General features: G+C 45.6%; 10 protein-coding genes. 5 read left to right on the top strand and 5 right to left on the bottom strand.

What is annotated here, in order from left to right:
* Positions 1–2 precede the first annotated feature (2 nt).
* The 3 genes from RIF36_RS12350 to RIF36_RS12340 are packed head-to-tail and all read right to left on the bottom strand — an operon-like array spanning position 3 to position 9665.
* A complete protein-coding gene (locus RIF36_RS12350; protein WP_350123710.1) occupies positions 3–1052 on the bottom strand; it encodes a PorP/SprF family type IX secretion system membrane protein in 1050 nt (349 codons plus the stop codon).
* Positions 1053–1057: 5 nt separating this feature from the next.
* Positions 1058–2398 (bottom strand): T9SS type B sorting domain-containing protein, encoded by a 1341-nt coding sequence (locus tag RIF36_RS12345; protein ID WP_350123707.1) that lies wholly within the window; start codon positions 2396–2398, stop codon positions 1058–1060.
* Entirely contained in the window at positions 2391–9665 is a 7275-nt protein-coding gene (locus RIF36_RS12340) for a tail fiber domain-containing protein (RefSeq protein ID WP_350123704.1), read from the bottom strand. Before RIF36_RS12340 ends, RIF36_RS12345 begins: the two co-directional genes overlap by 8 nt.
* Before the next feature lie 1022 nt (positions 9666–10687).
* On the opposite strand from RIF36_RS12340, the gene RIF36_RS12335 reads away from it, so the two are divergent.
* A complete protein-coding gene (locus tag RIF36_RS12335) occupies positions 10688–12079 on the top strand; it encodes a sodium-dependent transporter (protein ID WP_152000877.1) in 1392 nt (463 codons plus the stop codon).
* A 16-nt stretch (positions 12080–12095) separates the two neighbouring features.
* Here the strand turns inward: RIF36_RS12335 and RIF36_RS12330 are convergent, their stop codons facing one another.
* Complete coding sequence (locus RIF36_RS12330) at positions 12096–12863, bottom strand: hypothetical protein (protein WP_193217979.1); 768 nt, start codon at positions 12861–12863, stop codon at positions 12096–12098.
* A gap of 102 nt (positions 12864–12965) precedes the next feature.
* On the bottom strand, positions 12966–14204 hold the full coding sequence (locus tag RIF36_RS12325) for an ABC transporter permease (RefSeq protein ID WP_350123702.1): 1239 nt from the start codon (positions 14202–14204) through the stop codon (positions 12966–12968).
* 245 nt (positions 14205–14449) lie between these two features.
* On the opposite strand from RIF36_RS12325, the gene RIF36_RS12320 reads away from it, so the two are divergent.
* The 4 genes from RIF36_RS12320 (at position 14450) to RIF36_RS12305 (ending at position 19064) form a co-directional block, all read left to right on the top strand.
* Positions 14450–15274, top strand: coding sequence for a tetratricopeptide repeat protein (locus tag RIF36_RS12320; RefSeq protein WP_193217980.1), 825 nt, complete (start codon positions 14450–14452; stop codon positions 15272–15274).
* Between the two features lie 205 nt (positions 15275–15479).
* Positions 15480–16742, top strand: a complete 1263-nt coding sequence (locus RIF36_RS12315; protein ID WP_152000881.1) for an asparagine synthetase B — start codon at positions 15480–15482, stop codon at positions 16740–16742.
* 108 nt (positions 16743–16850) lie between these two features.
* A complete protein-coding gene (locus RIF36_RS12310) occupies positions 16851–17609 on the top strand; it encodes a sulfite exporter TauE/SafE family protein (protein ID WP_350123699.1) in 759 nt (252 codons plus the stop codon).
* Between the two features lie 129 nt (positions 17610–17738).
* Positions 17739–19064, top strand: a complete 1326-nt coding sequence (locus RIF36_RS12305; RefSeq protein WP_350123696.1) for an MFS transporter — start codon at positions 17739–17741, stop codon at positions 19062–19064.
* Positions 19065–19138: the final 74 nt, after the last annotated feature.

Raw genomic sequence — 19138 nt, 5'->3', positions numbered from 1 at the left:
GACTAAAATAATGGATTGGACGAGCTACCGCCCTTTTTGTCCTTACCTAAAGTGTAAGTTAATGAAATTTCAAAAGATGGCACAAGCGATTCGTTTGGATCCGTAAACAAATAGGCCTTGTTCAGGTCATAGCTAAAAGCCATCTGTAGATTATTATTTTGAAAGCCGGTTGTGAAAATGAAAGAATCCCTCAGTCGATACCAAAGTCCGAAGGTGAGGTAGAGGTTGTTTGCTTTGAGTGAGCGGTTGTCGCTAAAGCTATAGCTAACGTAGCTTCCCATATTAAACTGATAGCGATTATCGGTGGAATAGTAAAAAATTCCATTGGGAGACCACCTCAACTTATGGGAGATGCTAAATTCCATCCCCCCATGATAGGTCATGGACATTGGCTTGCGAGCTACCTCCCCTCCCATAAAAGAGGTATTTGGCCGATTCAAGTTCTTGAATGAGAACCCCGAGAAGGCGCTATACTTATAAAGCCTGTATGTTCGGGCGGGGTTAAAGTAGTAGGTCAAACCCGCATTGAAGACCGGGTAATGCACCATATCGTTGAACTGTGCAGACGGGTCTGCCGCATTCGGGTCAAAACCAGAAATGAGGTATGGTGTATACTGCGATCCCCACTGTAGATTACCGAAATTAATGCTTTCGTTAAAGTACCCCCCCTGGAGCCCGAAGATCACGTAATCCGGACTAAAGTCGCCCAACCTAAGGTTGTAGGCAGTGGAAACCATAAAACCATTGTTCTTGAAAAAATTATCTCCAATGCTCTCACTAAAAGCTGTCACTCCAATGCCCCCAAACTGTCGTGCATTAAACCCACTTGAAACGAAGGGGTAGAGTATCGAAAACTGCGAAAGTTCGTTGGAAATTCCAGAAGTCTGAAATTGTCTTTTGTGATTAAGAGACACCTGCAAATCTGGCGGAATTCCTGCAAACGACGGGTTTAGAAACAAAGATGATGTATAGTACTGCGAAAATTGGCTGTTCTGTCCAGAAACGCTAAAAGTGAAGCAAGCCAGCATAAGAAAGCATATATATTTCAGCATACTCTTCATCTTATTAGCATTACTTGCCCGGTTTTCGACACTTTTCTCCCATTAAAAAACTCAAACTTTGCGGAGTAAAAATAATACCCACCTGATGCCGGTTTCCCGCTCTTAAGCAAGCCATTCCACCCGTTGGTTTGCGCATCCGACAAATCGTTGGTCTCATACAAAACATCGCCAAAGCGATCATAGATTTTGAAGGAAAACCCATCGGGAATCACCTTCTCACTGTAGAACTTTAAGACCTGATCCTCCTCATTGACTGACAAAGGAGAAAAAGCCGTTGGAATATAGGATACGCCATCGGCAGGTACCTTAGGAGAAAGAGCGACAGCCAGGTATCTTTTTGTGAAACTTTTTTCTCCAGTAAGCAGACCTGAGGAAAACAAGTCGGGATCTTCGACAGAGTCATCTGTTGTGAACAAGTTTGTAAATGGCTCGTCAAGTGACTCCGCCTCTGCCAGCGCAGGCGTGGCGCTATCAAAGGCAATGTCATTTCGGTTCTGACTGCTCTCCAGGTCAGCGCCCACGTAGTCGACCGTCACCCTGCTGCTATCAAATCTACCAAGCACAGTTTCAATATCCCAATAGTAGTCCTCGGCAACGCCTACCAAAAGCCGATCAGGAAAAGGTGCTTGAGAAAAAGCACCAACTTCCACACCTATGAGAGGGTTTTCACCAAAAACGTTCTCCAGGTAGACAGGTAAATAGAGTGCGTCATTGCCCACTGGAAAGAACTTATACCCAAGCCCCCGGTGATAAAGTTTTCCCTCCGAGTAAGAGTTGTCGCTGCCGCCCAGCACCTCTGCCCCGTCTTCAATGACCAAATAAGTGCCGGGATTGGCATCCACATAACCATTAACAAAGTTGATCATTCCGACCACACGCACAGTGTCTCCGGAAAATAGCGTTGTACCAGTTGAATTCACCACAATACTGTGCACATCGGTGGGCGTACTTGAGAATGTTTGATCCGAAGTACCATCCAGTTCAATCTCGCCATCAATACCGTTATAGATTCCTGTGTTGTTCCAATTCCCAGAAACTCTGATGAGCCCTACATTTTCGAGATTGCCTGTATTGTTAATGAGGCCGTTGGAGTCCAATACCGGCGGTGTTGATGCGTTATTGCTGATATTCAACCTGCTTTCGTTGTTGACAGTGCCATCCACAACCAACAGTCCCTCATCATATACCTGGCCTCTATTGGTCAGGCTGCCGCCAATTTTGAGGCTTGCCGAGCTTCCTACTTTCAACTGAACGCCCGACGGAGCATAGAGCCCCTGGGCTGCCAAAGAGGTAGCGGTAAGTAAGCTGAGCGATATGGCGGCCAGTACCTTATTCATTGGTTTTGGTAGCCGACTTAATGCCCATTTGCTCTTTAATAAGGTCGATGTCACTCTTCATGGAAGAGTTTTCCATTTGCAATTGAGCCATGAGCTTCATCTGCATTTCGGAAAGCTTCATTTGCTTGTCAAGCGCCGCCTTCATCTCTTCCTTAGTAGTCTTCTCATTGCTCAGGTCAGCCATCAGTTTCTCAATGAGCTTCTGTTGCTCTTTAATGGCTTCGATGAGGACAGGAACCAGTGCCTGGTAGTTCACTGTTTTGTACCCGTTTGGCAGAGTATTTACAAGTTCTGGATAGATTTTTTCAACTTCCTGAGCAATCAAACCTATTTGTTTTCCATCTGAAAAGTTGTTGTCCGGGAATTCATCCTTTTTCCAATAATAGGTGACCCCCTCAAGCTGACTAACATTTTTGGTAGCATTTTCGATGGGTGTAACTTCTTTCTTGTACCTGGCATCGGAAAAGGTTAAAGTGCCCGACGCATATATATTTGAGTTAGTAATAATATCACCATCCACACCTAAGCCAACCGTAGAAAAGACATTTGCGGAACTCGCCGAAGTTGTACCCATCTTATTCGGGTTGCTCGAATGGGAAGTCGCAGCAGTCAAGAAAGCTGTGTTCCCGATGGTTGCTCGTCCTGACACACCAAACTCTGCTGTAGTAATGGATACACCGCCAGTACCTGCATTGATATCAACCGCAGTGGCACCGGTAGTATTCCCCAATGTTATTGTTCTGGCAGCGGCTCCTGTACCAATATTTATCGGTTGAGCTACAGCATTATCCCCAATATTGATAGCGCCAGCTGCTGCATTGATGGCAACAGTGTTGGCGGCAGCATCAATGGTTACGCCAGTGGCACCGTTAATGTCGGCAATTGAAGTAGCGGTCATCACAAGATCTCCACTAGTGGATGATAAAGTATTGCCGTTAAGGTTCAAATTATCCACTGTGATTTGACCATTAGCCGTCAAGCTACCTGTACCCAAGCTAATGTTATTACTTCCATCTGTAACCAAAGCCTTTGTAGCTTCGGCCGTGCCCGGAGTGGCTACGTCTACGTAGTTCAATTCGGTGAAGGTAGCTGTCACTCCATCAAGGATATTAAGTTCGGCTCCAGTTGCAGTAATTGGGGTTCCTCCAAGCGTTAAAGTAGCTGCTCCAAGGTCATTCACACCAGTAATCGAGGTATTGCCTGCAGCATTGCCCGCCGACAAAACTTGCGTAAGTGTGGGAGTAGCCACTCCGTCTAACGTTGCATCAAGTTCATCAAGTGCTGCCTGGACGGTTGTTGCAGTCAAACCTGAGGTAGTATTATCGAAAGCGAGCTTCGTGCCGTCAATGGCAGCTCCTGCCTTAATATCTGCATTGTCAATATTGGTGATGGTATTAGCGTCGGCATCAATCGACTTATTGGTGAGTGTCTGAGTATCCGTTGTACCTAATATCGTACCTGTAGGAGCGCTCTGACCATCCAGCAAATCCGCATTCAGGTTGGTTACCAGGGTTGTTGAGGCCACAGTCAGTGGCGCAGTGCCAGTTCCAATGTCAGACTGGAACGTCTGCGCCTGTATTTCAAAACTTCCAGCATCCCAATTGGCTGTTAACGCCTGGCTGCCGTCACGCAAAACCAGGTTGCTGTTATTGCTCGTTATGTCTGACGTCAGGGCTATCGTTCCATCAGCATCGGGTACTGTCAAAGTCCGGGTTGTAGCCGTGGTGATTCCAGATAACTCTAAAGCTGCCTTCTTAGTAACATCACCATCGTCCTGCAACAGTGTCGTGTTGTCTGTAAAAGTCTTGTTCGTCAAAACCTGAGCATCACTGATGCCTACAACTGCACTACCTACTGCACCTAATTGCTGGAATTCTGTACTACTAACGCTGCCATCCCCTATTTTACTCGCATCAATGGCAGCTCCTGCCTTAATATCTGCATTGTCAATATTGGTGATGGTATTAGCGTCGGCATCTATCGACTTATTAGTGAGCGTCTGAGTATCCGTTGTACCTAATATCGTACCCGTAGGAGCGCTCTGACCATCCAGCAAATCCGCATTCAGGTTGGTAACCAGGGTTGTTGAGGCCACCGTTAAAGGCGCAGTGCCGGTACTGACGTCAGATTGGAACGTCTGAGCCTGTATTTCAAAGCTTCCAGCATCCCAATTGGCTGTTAACGCCTGGCTGCCGTCACGCAAAACCAGATTGCTGTTATTGCTCGTTATGTCTGACGTCAGGGCTATCGTTCCATCAGCATCCGGAAAACTAATCGTACGATCCGCTGTCGGGTCTACCAAACTGATCGTCGTCTCATTCGCATCGTCTGTCGCTCCCTCAAGTATAAAAGGACTGCCGCCCTGGATCTCACCATTCACTAATATGTCCCCGGTAGCATCGGCACTCAGATTGATAATACCACTGTTTAATGTCGTAACAGGGGCATCTACCGTCAGATTGCCTCCGTTGATATTGGTCGCTGCCGTAATATCTAATGCATCACCTGCTGCATCACCTATATTGATCGCAGCACCCGTTACATTCGTCGTGGCACTGTTGAAATCAGACTGGGGTGAACTTACTGTCAGGTTACCGCCTGTGATTGTCGTCGCTCCTGTGATGTCAACAAGATCACCTGCTGCATTACCTATGTTAATATCATTGTTATTGATATTGGTAGCAGTAGCACCATCGGCTATTGTTACGTCGCCTCCATTCAAATTTGTAATACCGGTGATATCAACTACATCATCTGATTCATCACCTATGTTGATATTCTGAGACTGAACATTGAAGTCCTGCGCCTCAACTGCATTAACTATCTGTCCTGCCCCGTCTGTGCTCAAAGCTATGTCGTTCAACAACGTCGCTCCTCCTGACAAAACAACTGTACCGCTTGCATCCGGAAAACTAATCGTGCGGGCAGAAGTTGGATTAGTGATTGCAAAGCTTGTATAAACGTCATTGTTAGCCGAACCTTCAAAATTAAGTGGCGTCGCTCCCAGTATTTCGCCTGTCACAGTAACGCCGTCTGTCGCAGCATTACCGAGCGTGACATTACCATTTAAAGTAGCATTCCCGTCAATATCAGCATCCTGAGTCACATTCAAGCCCCCGATGACATCAGTCAGCACGCCATTTGCTCCGATATTCACTCCACCGGCACCTTGCAGCGTCAAAGATCCTGCCGAAGTGCTCACATTCGATGCACCGGTTGCGTCCAAACTGAAGGTTGAACCATCAACAGTCAGGCTTCCGTTCAAATCGGTGGCATTGGCTACCTGAAGGCCATTGGTGTTGTTGAACTGAACTTGGTTGGCTCCAGCTACAACGAAGTTACCAGAGGTAACATCGATGTCGTCGCCCTGAACAGCATTGTTTTGAATTGTTGTCGCACCAGCGCTATTTAGGTTAATATCACCAGTCAATGGCAGCGAAGCGGCTGAAGTGCCGTTACCGATAATTAAGCTACCATCATTACTAACACTCAACTGAGTCGCTATTCCCAATGAGTTTCCGATAAAAATACTGCCGTAGGAGAGATTATTGGTAGCAAAATCGCCAATTGGCTTAGAACCAATTACGCCGCCTGAATTGGTAATGATAACCGCATTAGGCCCGGGCTGATTCCAGTTTGGGAAATTAGAAGAGTTATTAACTAAAAAAGAATTTTCTAGGCCTGTAGTACCAACCAACTTATCGAACGTAATTGTTCTACTGGCTATCTTGGCATTGGTAATACCTAAATCCTTCAACTGCAATTCGTCTGAAACCACTTCGATGGTCACGTCATCTGGATTGGCATCAATCTTCTCAACATTCCCTACCAGACCGTTACCTGCCAAATTCCCAATAACAGTAGAAAGGTTTACATAACCAGGCTCTCCAGTGGTTTGATCTGCAACTATCAATTGGGTATCGCCAGGTGTCCCGTTTTGCAGCTTTGCAACGGTCACTTGATCATTTCCAATATCTATTGTTTGGATGGTACCGTCTGCGATATCACCAGTTTGCACTTCTCCATCTAATATCTTAGCAGTCGTTATCGCATCGTCGGCTATTTCAGCAGTCCCAACAGCATTATCAGCCATCTCAGCGTTGGTAATTGCATTGTCCGCCATCTGAGCATTTGTCACAGCATTGTCGGCAAGTTGGGTAGTAGTAATGCCAGCATCCTTTACTTCCAAACTAGTGCCGTTATATCCAATAGTACTATTATCGTACTGCACGTCCAGTTTACCCGAACTTTCTGCGAGTGCCTCCCCTGCTATTCCTGAAAGGTCTACACTAACAACATCCAAAGCAATCGCAATGCCATTACCCGCATTTACATCCAGGGCTCCTGATGCATTTTGAACAAGTCCATCACCTGCCACATCATCATTTAGCTTGGCCGCAGTTACATTATCGTCTAAAATTTTAGCAGTAGTGACGTTTCCATTGAGAATTTTAGCTGTGGTAACAGCATCGTCATCAATCTTAGCGGTGGTCACCGCATCATCAGCTAGCTGATCCTCGGCGATCCCTGCATCAGGCACATAAAGCTCATCACTACCGTTGAGCCCTACCGTTGTCCCATCGTATAGCACATCAAGCACCCCGGAATTTTCTGTGAGCGCTTCACCTGCTATACCAGAAAGATCCACCTGAACAGCGTCCAAAACTATTTCTATACCGTTGCCAGGGTTGATATCAAGCGCCCCTGAAACATTCTGCACTAACCCGTTACCGGCGACATCTTCATTTATTTTATCCTTGTCGACTGCGTCATTGTCAAGTTTTGCTGTTGTTACATTGGCATCAGCAATCTTATTAGTAGTAACATTACCATCGGCAATGTCAGCAGTCTGCACCTGACCGTCCTCTATTTTGTCCGTATCAACTGAGTTGTTAACCAACTTTATATTGGTAATAATATTATCACCAAGGTCACCTGTTTGAATCGTGCCATCAAGTATTTTACCTGTCGACACTGAACCGGCAGCCAACTTATCCTCCGTAACTGCCAAATCTTTTATTCTTGGCGTGGTAATACCATCGACCTTAACTTCCAGATTGTTTGCATTCAATCCAATACTAACATCGTCGTACTGAACATCAAGCTCACCAGTGCCCGTATTTTCAGCAAGTGCCTCGCCAGCAATGTCACCCAGATCGACCTCGATATCATCAGCATTTACCTTGATTCCGTTGCCCTCTCCTATGTCCAAAGCTCCTGTTCCATTCTGAACCAAACCTAAGCCTGCAACAAGTGCATCCAATTTGGCTGGAGTAACTGCATCATCGGCAAGTTTGCTGGTCACTATCGCACTATTGGCGATCTTGGCGGTCGTGACATTTACATCAGCAATATCTAATGTCTGCACCTGGCCGTCTGCAATTTTGCCAGTGGTGATGGCATTGTCATTAATCTTAGCCGTGGTTACGCCCAAATTCACAATGTCAACTGCCTGAATAGTGCCATCAGCTATTTTGTCGGAGGTGACAGCACTGGCACCTAATTTCGGGTTGGTCACAGCACCATCCGCAAGCTCTGGGGTATTCACCGCACTGGCGAGAATTTCGGCACTACCAACTGCATCTGTCGCTATTTCAGTGGCAGTCACCTTGTCTGGCTGTATTTTGGAGTCAATTCGGTCTGTACCAGAGTTGTAAGTCATACTAATGTCTCCTACAACCGTGGTTCCCTCAAAACCCGATGATGTACCAATCAAAAATTCGTCATCGTTAGGCACAATCGCCAGCTGTAACTTTTTATCAGGATCGAATGAGAGTCCACTCCCTACTTTCACCCTCAGCGTTCCATCGGTAAATTGTTCAAGGCCATCACCTGCTACATCAGCATTAATTTTATCTTTAGTTACTGCGTCGTTGGCTATGTCCGCCGTGGTAATGGTAAGATCCAAAATCTCATCGGTACTAACCGCTCCGGTCGCTATGTCGGCTGCACTCACGCTGCCATCAGCAATTTTATCGGAAGTCACAGCATCAGTGGCAAGCTTTGCATTGCTAATTCCCCCACTCGCTACCTGCACAATATCAGAGGCAATTTCCAGCGACGTACCGTCTACTTTGATATCTACTGCCCCAGTCCCAGTGTTTGCGCCCAGGCCCTGGCCAGCCAACTGAGCAATGTCCGCTTCAAGATCATCGCCATTGATTGTCAAGCCGTTGCCTGCATTTACATCCAGGGCACCAGTGGTACCATTGGGGCTTAGGCCAGCTCCAGCCACATCAGCATTGATTTTGGCAGCGGTTACACCATCGTCAACAATTTTTACTGTTGTAACATTCTGATCAGCTATATCGGCGGTCTGTACCGCCCCATCCAAAATTTCATTACTTGTGACGGCACCCGTAGCAATTTCGTTGGCCGTTACCGCATCTGCCGCCAGCTGCAAATCAGCACCTGTAGCTGAGTAGGTAAGAGTGGCATCACCGATAACGGGTTGGGCCGAGGCTGTACCCGTGTCGTTACCTATAAAAACATTGCTTGTAGCTAAAGTAGAGCTCGCAAAATTGCTTAGCGGTATCCAGGTTGGGGCGCCTGCTGCATCCGTCCCCAATACAGAGGAGACCGTCCCTTCGGCATCAATCTTATTAATAGTAATAGTATTGTCAGCCAGGTCAATGTTAATAATGCTCCCATCGACTATATTATCCGATACAATAGATATGGCCACATTTGACACACTCGTTATAATGCCCCGATCGTTTACTGTTACTTGCGACACCGTGGTTTCATCTCCATATGCGCCAGCGGTTGCACCGCTTACTGCCAATTTATCCGACGTAACGGCTCCGTTTTCTATCTTGTCGGTCGTTACAGCACCGGGCGCTATCTTCTCACCTATAACGCTGAAAGGCGCAAGCTTGTCAAAAGTTACAATAGAAGGCTTTAAGACTGGATTAGGGAACGTCCCGGTCAAATCGCCCCCGGCCACGGCTCCTTCAAACACACCCAGTCCCTTGCGCCAGGCTCCGTTGGCCCAGTAGTAGAAACTGTTTTCATCACCGTCGTACACAATCAGTCCATTGTTTGTGGTTCCGCTAGCAAGTATCGGAATCATGGACTGACGCTGGTTGGTAGAAACTTGTGGAACAAGGAATCCCTGGTTACTATTTGGGGAAACCAGATGCAAAACAGCGTTACTGTTGGGAGTAAGAGTGTTAACACCCACTGAGAACTCCTGAGCCCTGGCACCAAAAAAAGGAATAAGGCAAACTATTATTGCCAGTTTGATTTTTGCCAAATTTATCTTCATGACCGGCTAAGGTTAGAAATGGTCCAATTCATATTTTGATCAGATGAAAAAAACACTGATTTATAATTACACTATTTTTGTCAAAAAGTCATAACTATTGACGATACAAATAGCAAAGAACCTGAGCTATTACAAAAAGTTTCGTCGAAGATAAGAGGTGTTTGAACTAAAAGATTGTTGAACGACTAGCTAAACACCACTGACCTCAGATCAAGTTATGATCCTAATAATCCAGGAATAGCTGATGAAAATTCGGGGTTACCTAAAGAAAAACTAAAGTTGGCTATTATTCTATTTTATAGTTTTTGTGGGATTGGTAAACATCAAATTATTCATACAACTTAACCTATAAAATCTCTCAGTAGCGGTGCAACAACCTGTAAAAATACAATTGAGGCATAAACATAGGAATTATATAATTAATACCAATAATATTCATATCAATTTAATTTGGCTGATAATAAATACTTATTTATAAGTAGTCACGTCATTTCCAGTTCGCACGAAATGCAACCCCAGCATTTTTCAAATATAAAAATCGTCCAAGTAGCCTGTTTGTCAATCTCTTTCGAATTAATACACGTGTAAGTGTGGACTACAACCAGTACCTCGTCTCTATTCACTCAGCTAGTTCACCACACCAGAAAAAATTGAATTTTGCCACCTTCAGATGTAAATAATCAGCTTTGGTTACTCACTTTCGCCAGTTAACCTCTCCATAAAAACAAATACACTTAAGCTGAAGACAAAAGGAATTACATTGACTTCGCAAAATACCCCATCCCCGATAAATGACTTCGGATGCTAACCTTACATGGGATGAAACTGAACATCCACCAGTCTCTCCACAAAGAGGCGCTCATCCGAGTTAACTAGCTGATATCCATTCATGGATTGTATCTGTTAAATCAGTTACACACATCGCATGATTAACCGTAGAAATAATTCTCAGACTGTCGAACGAAGATTTTCATCGCATTTGATAGATTGCGTGTTAGAAACAAACTTAACCTAACTACCAAATGGCTTCTAGAGGGAATTTCAATAGTAAAATCGGGTTCATTGCGGCAGCAGCTGGTTCGGCTGTTGGTTTGGGCAACATCTGGAAATTCCCATTTGAAGTGGCTGACGGTGGAGGAGCCGCCTTTGTGTTGATGTACCTCGGCTTTTGCTTCATCCTGTGTTTTCCGGTGATGGTGACTGAAATTGCCATCGGCCGAAAAACCCAAAAGGATCCAGTTGGAGCATTTGGTGCTCTCGGATTTCCAAAATGGAAGTTTCTTGGGAAAATGGGGGTGCTAGCCGGTGTGCTTATCCTTTCTTTCTATAACGTGGTGGCTGGTTGGGCCTTTGGCTACTTTCTCGAAATGCTAATGGGCAACTTTGCCATTGGAGGGCAGTTTGGAGATTACATCAAAGATGTGGTTAAAATTGGAGCCTACGGTGCCGTGTTTATGTTCTCTACAGCTTTTATCGTTTCAAAAGGTGTGTCTGGTGGCATCGAAAAGGCTTCCAAAATTCTGATGCCTACCCTCCTCATTCTTATTATTTCCCTGGTAGCATACGCCATGACCCTACCACACGCCATGGAGGGGGTTAAGTTTTACCTCGTACCCGACTTTTCCGAAATCAATTTTGAAGTAGTATACAGTGCACTTGGTCAGGCATTCTTTTCTCTTTCTTTAGGTATGGGAGCACTCATTACCTACGGCAGCTACGTGTCCAAAGAAGAGAACATCATCTCTTCCGCAGCCCTGATCACCCTCACAGATATTTCCGTGGCATTTTTGGCAGGTTTGATGATGTTTCCATTCGTTGCCTACATGAGCGAGGGAAACTTGCACGAGGTCACCGGTGGTCCGGGCCTTATTTTTGCTACACTTCCTGGCGTTTTTGAGTCATTTGGCCCAATTCTCGGCATTGTGGTCGGAGCCTCTTTCTTCCTTTTGCTTTCTTTTGCAGCTCTCACCAGCACCGTATCGCTTCTAGAGGTACCCGTGGCCTATGCAGTAGATGAACTCAAAATAGATAGAAAAAAGGCTGTTTGGCTTATAGCTGCCATCATTTTTATTGTAGGTATCCCATCGCTGATGGCCAATGGCTATTCTTCTTTCTTCTCTTCTTTTATTACTTATATGGGTAACGACAATCCCACCGATTTCATGACGCTGGTGTCGGACATTGCTAATGATAGTCTGCTGCCACTGGGCGGCTGCCTGATTTCTTTTTTTGGTGCCTATGTATGGAAAAAACACAATCTCAATGAAGAAATTGCCCAGGGTTATCCTAACTATCACGGCTCCTTCGTTGAAAAATTCATCAACATCATGGTAAGCTACTTCTGCCCGATTGTGTTGGGTATTATCTTCGTCTTAACTGTTTTGGACAGGTTCTTTGGAATAGCATTGGTTTAGCAACCAGCATCGCCAATCACTTCTTAACAAACGACTCTTTAAAGCCGTCGAGAATGATGTAATAGTTGCCGGGTTTCAAAAGGCGAAGAGGGATTTCTTTGGCGTTCCCTGTCAGGATTACTTCTTCCTTTTCATTTAAGATTTCGAAAGCGGTGGCTCTCGATAGCGTCATTTTGTCTGACACCACCTTTGGCGTGAAGGTGATGGGCACCTTGTAGTAGACAAACTCTACCTCATCAGAATACAGATAGTTGTTAGCACTTGCCCTGTACTTTACCCTGAATTTATTCGAGCCTTCGGTCAACTCAGGGAAGTAAGAGTAATCACTGGACGCAAATTGCCCCTGTGAAGGAATTTCGTTTATTTCTATCCAGTCTTCCCCTCCCAGTCTTTCTATAATATAAGATGCTCTTTCTCTCTCTCCTCTGGTGTTCCACTTGATTTCCTCTTCAATGAAAACAATGCTATTAAACCGAAAGGAGCTATGCCAGAAAATGGCCTGCGGGTTCACAATCTTCGGAGAACAAATGGTATCGTGCAGCACTCTTATCGAAACCGGCGTGTATAAATCGAGTCCTTTGAAATCAATCTCAAGCGCTGAAAGTTTCAGATTGAGATTCAATGTTCGTCCATTGAGCAATACCTCCCTTACACAAAACTTCTCTACACCCTCAGAGAGTGGGTTTTGAATAAATAAAGATTTGCCCTGGTAAACCCCGGTGATGGCGATCTCCTGCCCCCTTGCAAAAAAGGATAGGAAAATTAGCCCGAAAAAAATCCACAAGCACTTCCAGGTAGTCGATAACATAAATTGTACTTGCACGGAAACAGAATTCTTTAAAAGCAAGAAAGCACAATTTACGAAATTGTTACCACTACATGGCAATTATTCGAATCGGAGGGATTCGATGGGATCAAGCTTCGAGGCTTTGTAGGCTGGAAGGTAGCCGCTGAGTATCCCCACAAACATACCAATAAGTAAGCCTACCATCATCCAAAACCAGGGAATGACGAAACCATCAGCTTCCAGTAATTTAGCAATGAGGTTGCCTACCAGAATACCCAATATAATACCACCTATACCACCCATTTGCGTGATAACTATGGCCTCTATGAGAAACTGCTGCCTAATTTTGGTTGGCGAGGCGCCAAGCGCTTTTCTCACGCCTATCTCCCGGGTTCGTTCCGTTACTGAAACCAGCATGATGTTCATGAGCCCGATGGAAGCCCCCAAAAGTGTGATGAACCCTATTCCAAAGCCACCTATTCGAAGATATCCGGTAATCTCTTCAAGGCTCTCTGCCAACGATTGGTTTCTGGCGACATCAAATGAATCGGGCTCACCTAAAGGGTCTCTGCGAATAGATCGCATGAGACCTGTGGCCTGGCCCATCGCATATTCCATTTGGGTAGGGTCGTTGATGGCAACTGTGATAGTATACTGAAGGTTTCGTCGTGGATCCACCCTTCTTGCTGTTTCCAACGGCACCAAAAAATACCGATCCAGCCCACTATCGCCACCAATATTCCCTTGTTTTTCCAGGACACCAATCACCCTGAACCTGATCCCATAGGCGGTAATGAATTGATTGACAGGGTTTTCGTTCTTTTCGAACAAATTACTATACACCTCGTCGCCAATAATGACGACGTTAGCCCCGTTTTGGGCTTCAATTTTAGAAAAATTACGCCCCTGCGACAACTCGCCACCTTCAACGACCAGAATATTGGCATCTCCTCCCACAATTCGCATGTTTGGGTTGGTTACCTTCGACCCTCTGCTCAACTCGGCTACTCCGGTTACCCAGGTAGTGAGAGAGGGGGTGCCATAAGAGTTGTACAGGTCAAGGAACCTTCGGGCCTCACGGTAATTGATGGCCGGGTATCGTTTCTCTTCCACTCCGCTCGACCGGCGATTATCGTATCGCTTGGTTCTGACATCAAAGGTGTTAGCTCCTAAATCAGACAAGCTATTGTTGATAGACGCCTGGATGCCTTCTATGGCTGTTAGAATACCCACCAGAGATGTAATGCCTATCGCAATGATCATCGCTGTAAGAACTGACCTCAGGGTGTTCGTTTGCACAGCCTTGATACCTTCCCGGATGTTTTCTAAGATGATCATAAGAAATTTAAATTCTTCGCAAATCTAATAAATGTACTGTCAAAACAGTTTCCTAACGCCTTCTATAACTAATGGTGTATCTCTATTAAATGTATTTTGCCGCACGTAAAGCGCACTTCAAAACCCCATTATGAGAAATCATTGACCTCAGAACCGACTACATTTGCCATTCATACCAAGCCCTGTTGTGTGGTCGTCTTCACTTGCATAGCTTTACATTTTGAGAAGCTATCAACATGCAGTTAATGAGTAGGGTTTTATTACTTTTTATTACACTCTTTACGTTTTTTATTCAAGCCAAAGCACAGTTATTGCCCCTGAGCACCGCATCTGACTCCGCTAAACACTATTATTACCTTGGGTGGAAGCAGATCATGGACTATGCCGACTACACAAAAGCTGAGCAGTCATACCGGAAATCCATAGCATTTGACCCTGAATTTATCTTGGGCCAGAGCCTTGTTGGCAGGATATCACCCGACATTAAGGAGCGCTACGAAATACTTGAAAAGATAAATACAAAAAAACATCTTGCTACAGAAGACGAGCAGCTAGTGGCAGATGTGTCGGTGATGTTGATAGAATTCCTGAACGCCAGGGAAGAAATGGACAGCGCAAAAACGGCAGAAAAGATTGCTATTGCTTTACAGACCGGCTTGAAAAACTTCGGCTTGATTGGCCAAAAATACCCTGAAGAGGTATACTTTATCTCCGAATATTTCGAAATCGTAAACTACTTATACGGGCCAAAAAAAGCACTCGACACCCTCAAGAGTTATAATTTATCGCTTAAGAAACCTGCCCCTTTCCTCATTGGCTACGAGTCAACGCTGGAAGCAGCCCTTGGCAATTACGATAACGCACTCGAACTTGCCTTCAAGCTCAAGAAATGCTTCAAAGACAAGAAAGTACCAAAGCCCTATGTTGTTCTTGGCGATATTTACCTTCAAAAAGGCGACCTGGAAAGTGCTTACAAATATATCAACAAGGCGTTGGAACTTGATCCCGCCAACCGGGCAGTGCAGAGGCTAAAAAAGAGAGCAGAAGTGCTGCAGGAAAATAATTTCTAACGCTATCATGCTTAAAAGAGAATTAACTTTGCCTGAAAACTGTTCCCAGCTTTATTGAAAGTGACCAAATTGCTCAACTTTCCGCCAGGAAGAAACGACTCATTGAATTTAACGTTAGTTCTGTTAGATTTAATGGACAAAGTTGCACTTCAGGAGCAAGAAGGTGACTCCGATCAGGCGGGTTCAATTTAAAAATTTTGAGTAGATGAAACGCATTATATTTCTCCTGTGTATCTTTCTGTTTATTGGTGGTAAGGCATTCTCGTCTTCTATCCTTATACCCATGGACAACAGCCAAACGAACCACCTGAAGTCGTACGGTGTGGCCTATTGGGTGCTTTCAAAGGATATTGAGATAGACTGGCTACTCAACTACCGGGGCGGTAGTTTTATGTTCAAATATTACCAGGCTTTTGAGAATGAGCTGATTATCCGGGGCGTAAGCTATGAGGTAATTTCCGATGCCGAAGCCGGCCAGATACTTGAAGTGATTGCAAGCCCCTCCTCCAATATGGACGCCATGCGCCTGGAAAAATACCCAAAAATTGCCGTTTACTCACCAAAAAGTAAGCTACCCTGGGACGATGCTGTAACCATGGTGCTGTCTTACGCTGAAATCCCATACGACGTCATTTTTGATGAAGAAATCCTGTATAACGAACTGCCAAAATATGACTGGCTGCATTTGCATCACGAAGACTTTACAGGCCAGTATGGAAAGTTTTACCGTGCCTATGGCAACTACCCCTGGTACATAGAGCAGCAAAGGGACTATGAAGAAATGGCCAGAAAGCACGGCTTCATGAAAGTATCGCAAATGAAGCTGGGCGTGGCGAAAAAAATCAGAGACTTTGTGGGCAGCGGCGGCTTCCTTTTTGCCATGTGCTCGGCTACCGACTCCTACGACATTGCCCTGGCCGCCGAGGGTATCGACATTTGCGAAAGCATGTACGATGGCGACCCGGCAGACCCACGGGCTCAGCAAAAGCTGGACTTTAGTAAAACATTTGCTTTCGGTGACTTCCTGCTGGAACGCCGGCCACTTGAATACGAATACTCAAACATCGACATGCAGCCCAACGAGCGGGGAGTCATTGAAAGAAACGATTACTTCAATTTGTTTGAGTTCAGCGCCAAGTGGGATCCTATTCCCACTATGCTCACCCAAAACCACGAAAGGATCATCAAAGGTTTTATGGGACAAACAACTGCATTTAGAAATGCCACTGTGAAGCCCGATGTGGTTGTGATGGGAGAAAACAAAAGCATCGGTGAAGTGCGGTACCTTCATGGCATATTTGGCAAGGGCTTCTACACTTTCTACGGTGGCCACGACCCTGAAGATTACCAACACCTTGTGGGCGACCCCCCTACCGATCTCAATCTACACCCCAATTCCCCTGGCTACCGGCTGATTCTCAACAACATACTTTTTCCTGCTGCAAAAAAGAAAAAACAGAAAACCTGAGTTTTTAAACTCCCTGGTTTAAAAAATTTCGGTTATTAATTTGGCCTTGACTAGTTTCACCTTCATTTTTATTGATAGAACCTGATCACCGCCAAACCTCATTCTTAGTTGATAGAACTTTTCTCCTATGAGCTTTCCCACTCCGATTTATGGATGATACTTTCGGTGTCAGTGCTCATCGGCATGTCCAAAACAGGCGTTCATGGAGCAGGCATGATAGCGGTGCCGCTGCTGGCTGCTGTGTTTGGTGGCAAGCAGTCGAGCGGTTTCCTCCTGCCTATTTTGTGCCTTGCTGATATTTTTGGAGTGGTTTACTACCACCGGCATGCGGCGTGGGATCACCTGTGGAAGCTCTTTCCCTGGGCAGCAGCAGGAACCTTGCTCGGCACCTGGGTGGGTAACTACATCGACGACGAGGCCTTCAAGCTCATCATGGCCATCATTATTTTTGTTTCGGTCGGCTTAATGATTTGGCTGGAGAAGAGGAAAAAAAATGAAGAAAAGGTGCCGGCTTACTTTTGGTTTGCAGCACTCATGGGCGTTGCAGGCGGGTTTACCTCAATGGTTGGTAACCTCGCAGGGTCTGTTATGGCCCTTTACCTGCTCTCAGTGCATTTGCCTAAAAATTCATTCATCGGTACGGCAGCCTGGTTTTTTATGGTTCTCAATTGGTTCAAGCTACCTTTTCACATCTTCAGCTGGCACACCATCACAGTTGACTCCTTCCTTTTTGACCTTGTAACTTTACCGGCTATTGGCCTCGGCGCTCTTATCGGAGTGGCCATCATTAAGGAAATTCCTGAGAAGCAGTATCGGTGGTTTATAATAGCCATGACAGTTGTCGCAGCTTTTGGAATGCTGTTATAGAAACGGCTTATCATGGATGCAAACAATTTTTAAGAGTGGCAGTTAAAAGGTGGGAATTCCATTGCAAAAACAATTTTCTGCACGTTATTACCTTCCTGACAACAACCAGGTTAGTAATTAGACTTTTTTATGGGCAAGCCTACACTCAAATTTTGGCAAATCATCAACATGAATTTTGGCTTTTTCGGGCTCCAGTACAGCTTCGGCCTGCAGCAAGCCAACATGAGCCCCATTTATTCATACTTGGGGGCTGAAGAAAGTGAGCTCCCCCTCCTGTGGCTGGCAGGCCCTATGACCGGGCTCATCGTTCAGCCCATCATCGGAGCCATAAGCGACAAAACCATCACCAAATGGGGCCGCCGGACCCCGTATTTTCTTATAGGCGCTATATTCTGTAGTCTTAGTCTGCTCGTGATGCCATACAGCAGCACCGTGTGGATGGCAGCAAGCGTGCTTTGGATCCTCGATGCGGCTAACAATGTCACTCAGGAGCCCTACCGGGCGTTTGTTAGCGACAAACTGCCGACGGAGCAGCATTCCCTGGGCTTTTTAACCCAAAGTGCTTTCACCGGTCTCGGACAAACCCTCTCATACCTCACCCCCACCTTACTTATTTTTTTCGGCGTCAGTGAGCTTGCGAAAAATGAAAGCGGTATCCCTGTCACAACAATCATCGCTTTCATGATTGGCGCTGTGGTGTCCATAGGCTCTATCCTGTGGACGTTGAAAACCACGAAGGAAATCCCTATTTCGGAGGAAGAAAAGGCCCACATCAGAAGCCAACCCAAGGGCCTAGGTTCGACCATTGCTGAAATTGCGACGGCATTCAAAGAGATGCCTCTCACGATGAAGCAGATGCTGCCCATGATGCTGTTTAGCTGGTATGCCATGTTCATCTATTGGCAGTACATCGCCAAGTCGCTATCAAAATCGCTTTTTGGCACCACCGATGTGCTGGATCCAGGCTTCAGAAAAGCTGACCTGCTGGTGGGGCAAATAGGGGCTTTTTACAATTTCATCGCCTTTTTTGCGGCTTTCGGGTTAGCTATGCTGGCACAAAAATATGGCCCAAAGTGGATTCACGGCGCATGTATGTTTCTGGCTGGGGCTGGCTTGCTCGTGATTCCGGAGCTAAACACTCCTGGCATGGTCTTCATTCCCATCGTTGGTATGGGGCTATCCTGGGCAAGCATGATGGGAAACCCCTATGTCATGCTTGCAGGCAGTATTCCGCCGGAAAGAACGGGCGTATATATGGGCATTTTCAACATGTTTATCGTCATTCCTATGTTGCTCGAAACGTTCACAATACCAATGTACTACTCATCGTGGCTTGGCAATAGTCCGGTGAATGCTATCAGGCTGGCTGGCACGCTGTTAATACTTGCAGCTATTTCGGTTGCTTTTATCAAACTAAAAAGACCAGACCAAAGCGATTTACACACAGGAAAGTGAAGAACGCTCATAGCTTCCTGCACGGCTTTATGATTTCGTAAGTGACTGGATAGCATGGTATTCGAAACACTTTA

This window comes from Imperialibacter sp. (assembly GCF_040222815.1).
Classification (GTDB): Bacteria; Bacteroidota; Bacteroidia; order Cytophagales; family Cyclobacteriaceae; genus Imperialibacter.
The sequence above is the reverse complement of the archived record's forward strand: the minus strand, read 5'-3'. Positions and strand labels throughout refer to the sequence as shown.

Bases quoted from the DNA above. Each gene is read 5' to 3' on its own strand.
- RIF36_RS12350 (WP_350123710.1), bottom strand. From the start codon at position 1,052: ATGCTGAAATATATATGCTTTCTTATGCTGGCTTGCTTCACTTTTAGC.
- RIF36_RS12345 (WP_350123707.1), bottom strand. From the start codon at position 2,398: ATGAATAAGGTACTGGCCGCCATATCGCTCAGCTTACTTACCGCTACC.
- RIF36_RS12340 (WP_350123704.1), bottom strand. From the start codon at position 9,665: ATGAAGATAAATTTGGCAAAAATCAAACTGGCAATAATAGTTTGCCTT.
- RIF36_RS12335 (WP_152000877.1), top strand. From the start codon at position 10,688: ATGGCTTCTAGAGGGAATTTCAATAGTAAAATCGGGTTCATTGCGGCA.
- RIF36_RS12325 (WP_350123702.1), bottom strand. From the start codon at position 14,204: ATGATCATCTTAGAAAACATCCGGGAAGGTATCAAGGCTGTGCAAACG.
- RIF36_RS12320 (WP_193217980.1), top strand. From the start codon at position 14,450: ATGAGTAGGGTTTTATTACTTTTTATTACACTCTTTACGTTTTTTATT.
- RIF36_RS12315 (WP_152000881.1), top strand. From the start codon at position 15,480: ATGAAACGCATTATATTTCTCCTGTGTATCTTTCTGTTTATTGGTGGT.
- RIF36_RS12305 (WP_350123696.1), top strand. From the start codon at position 17,739: ATGGGCAAGCCTACACTCAAATTTTGGCAAATCATCAACATGAATTTT.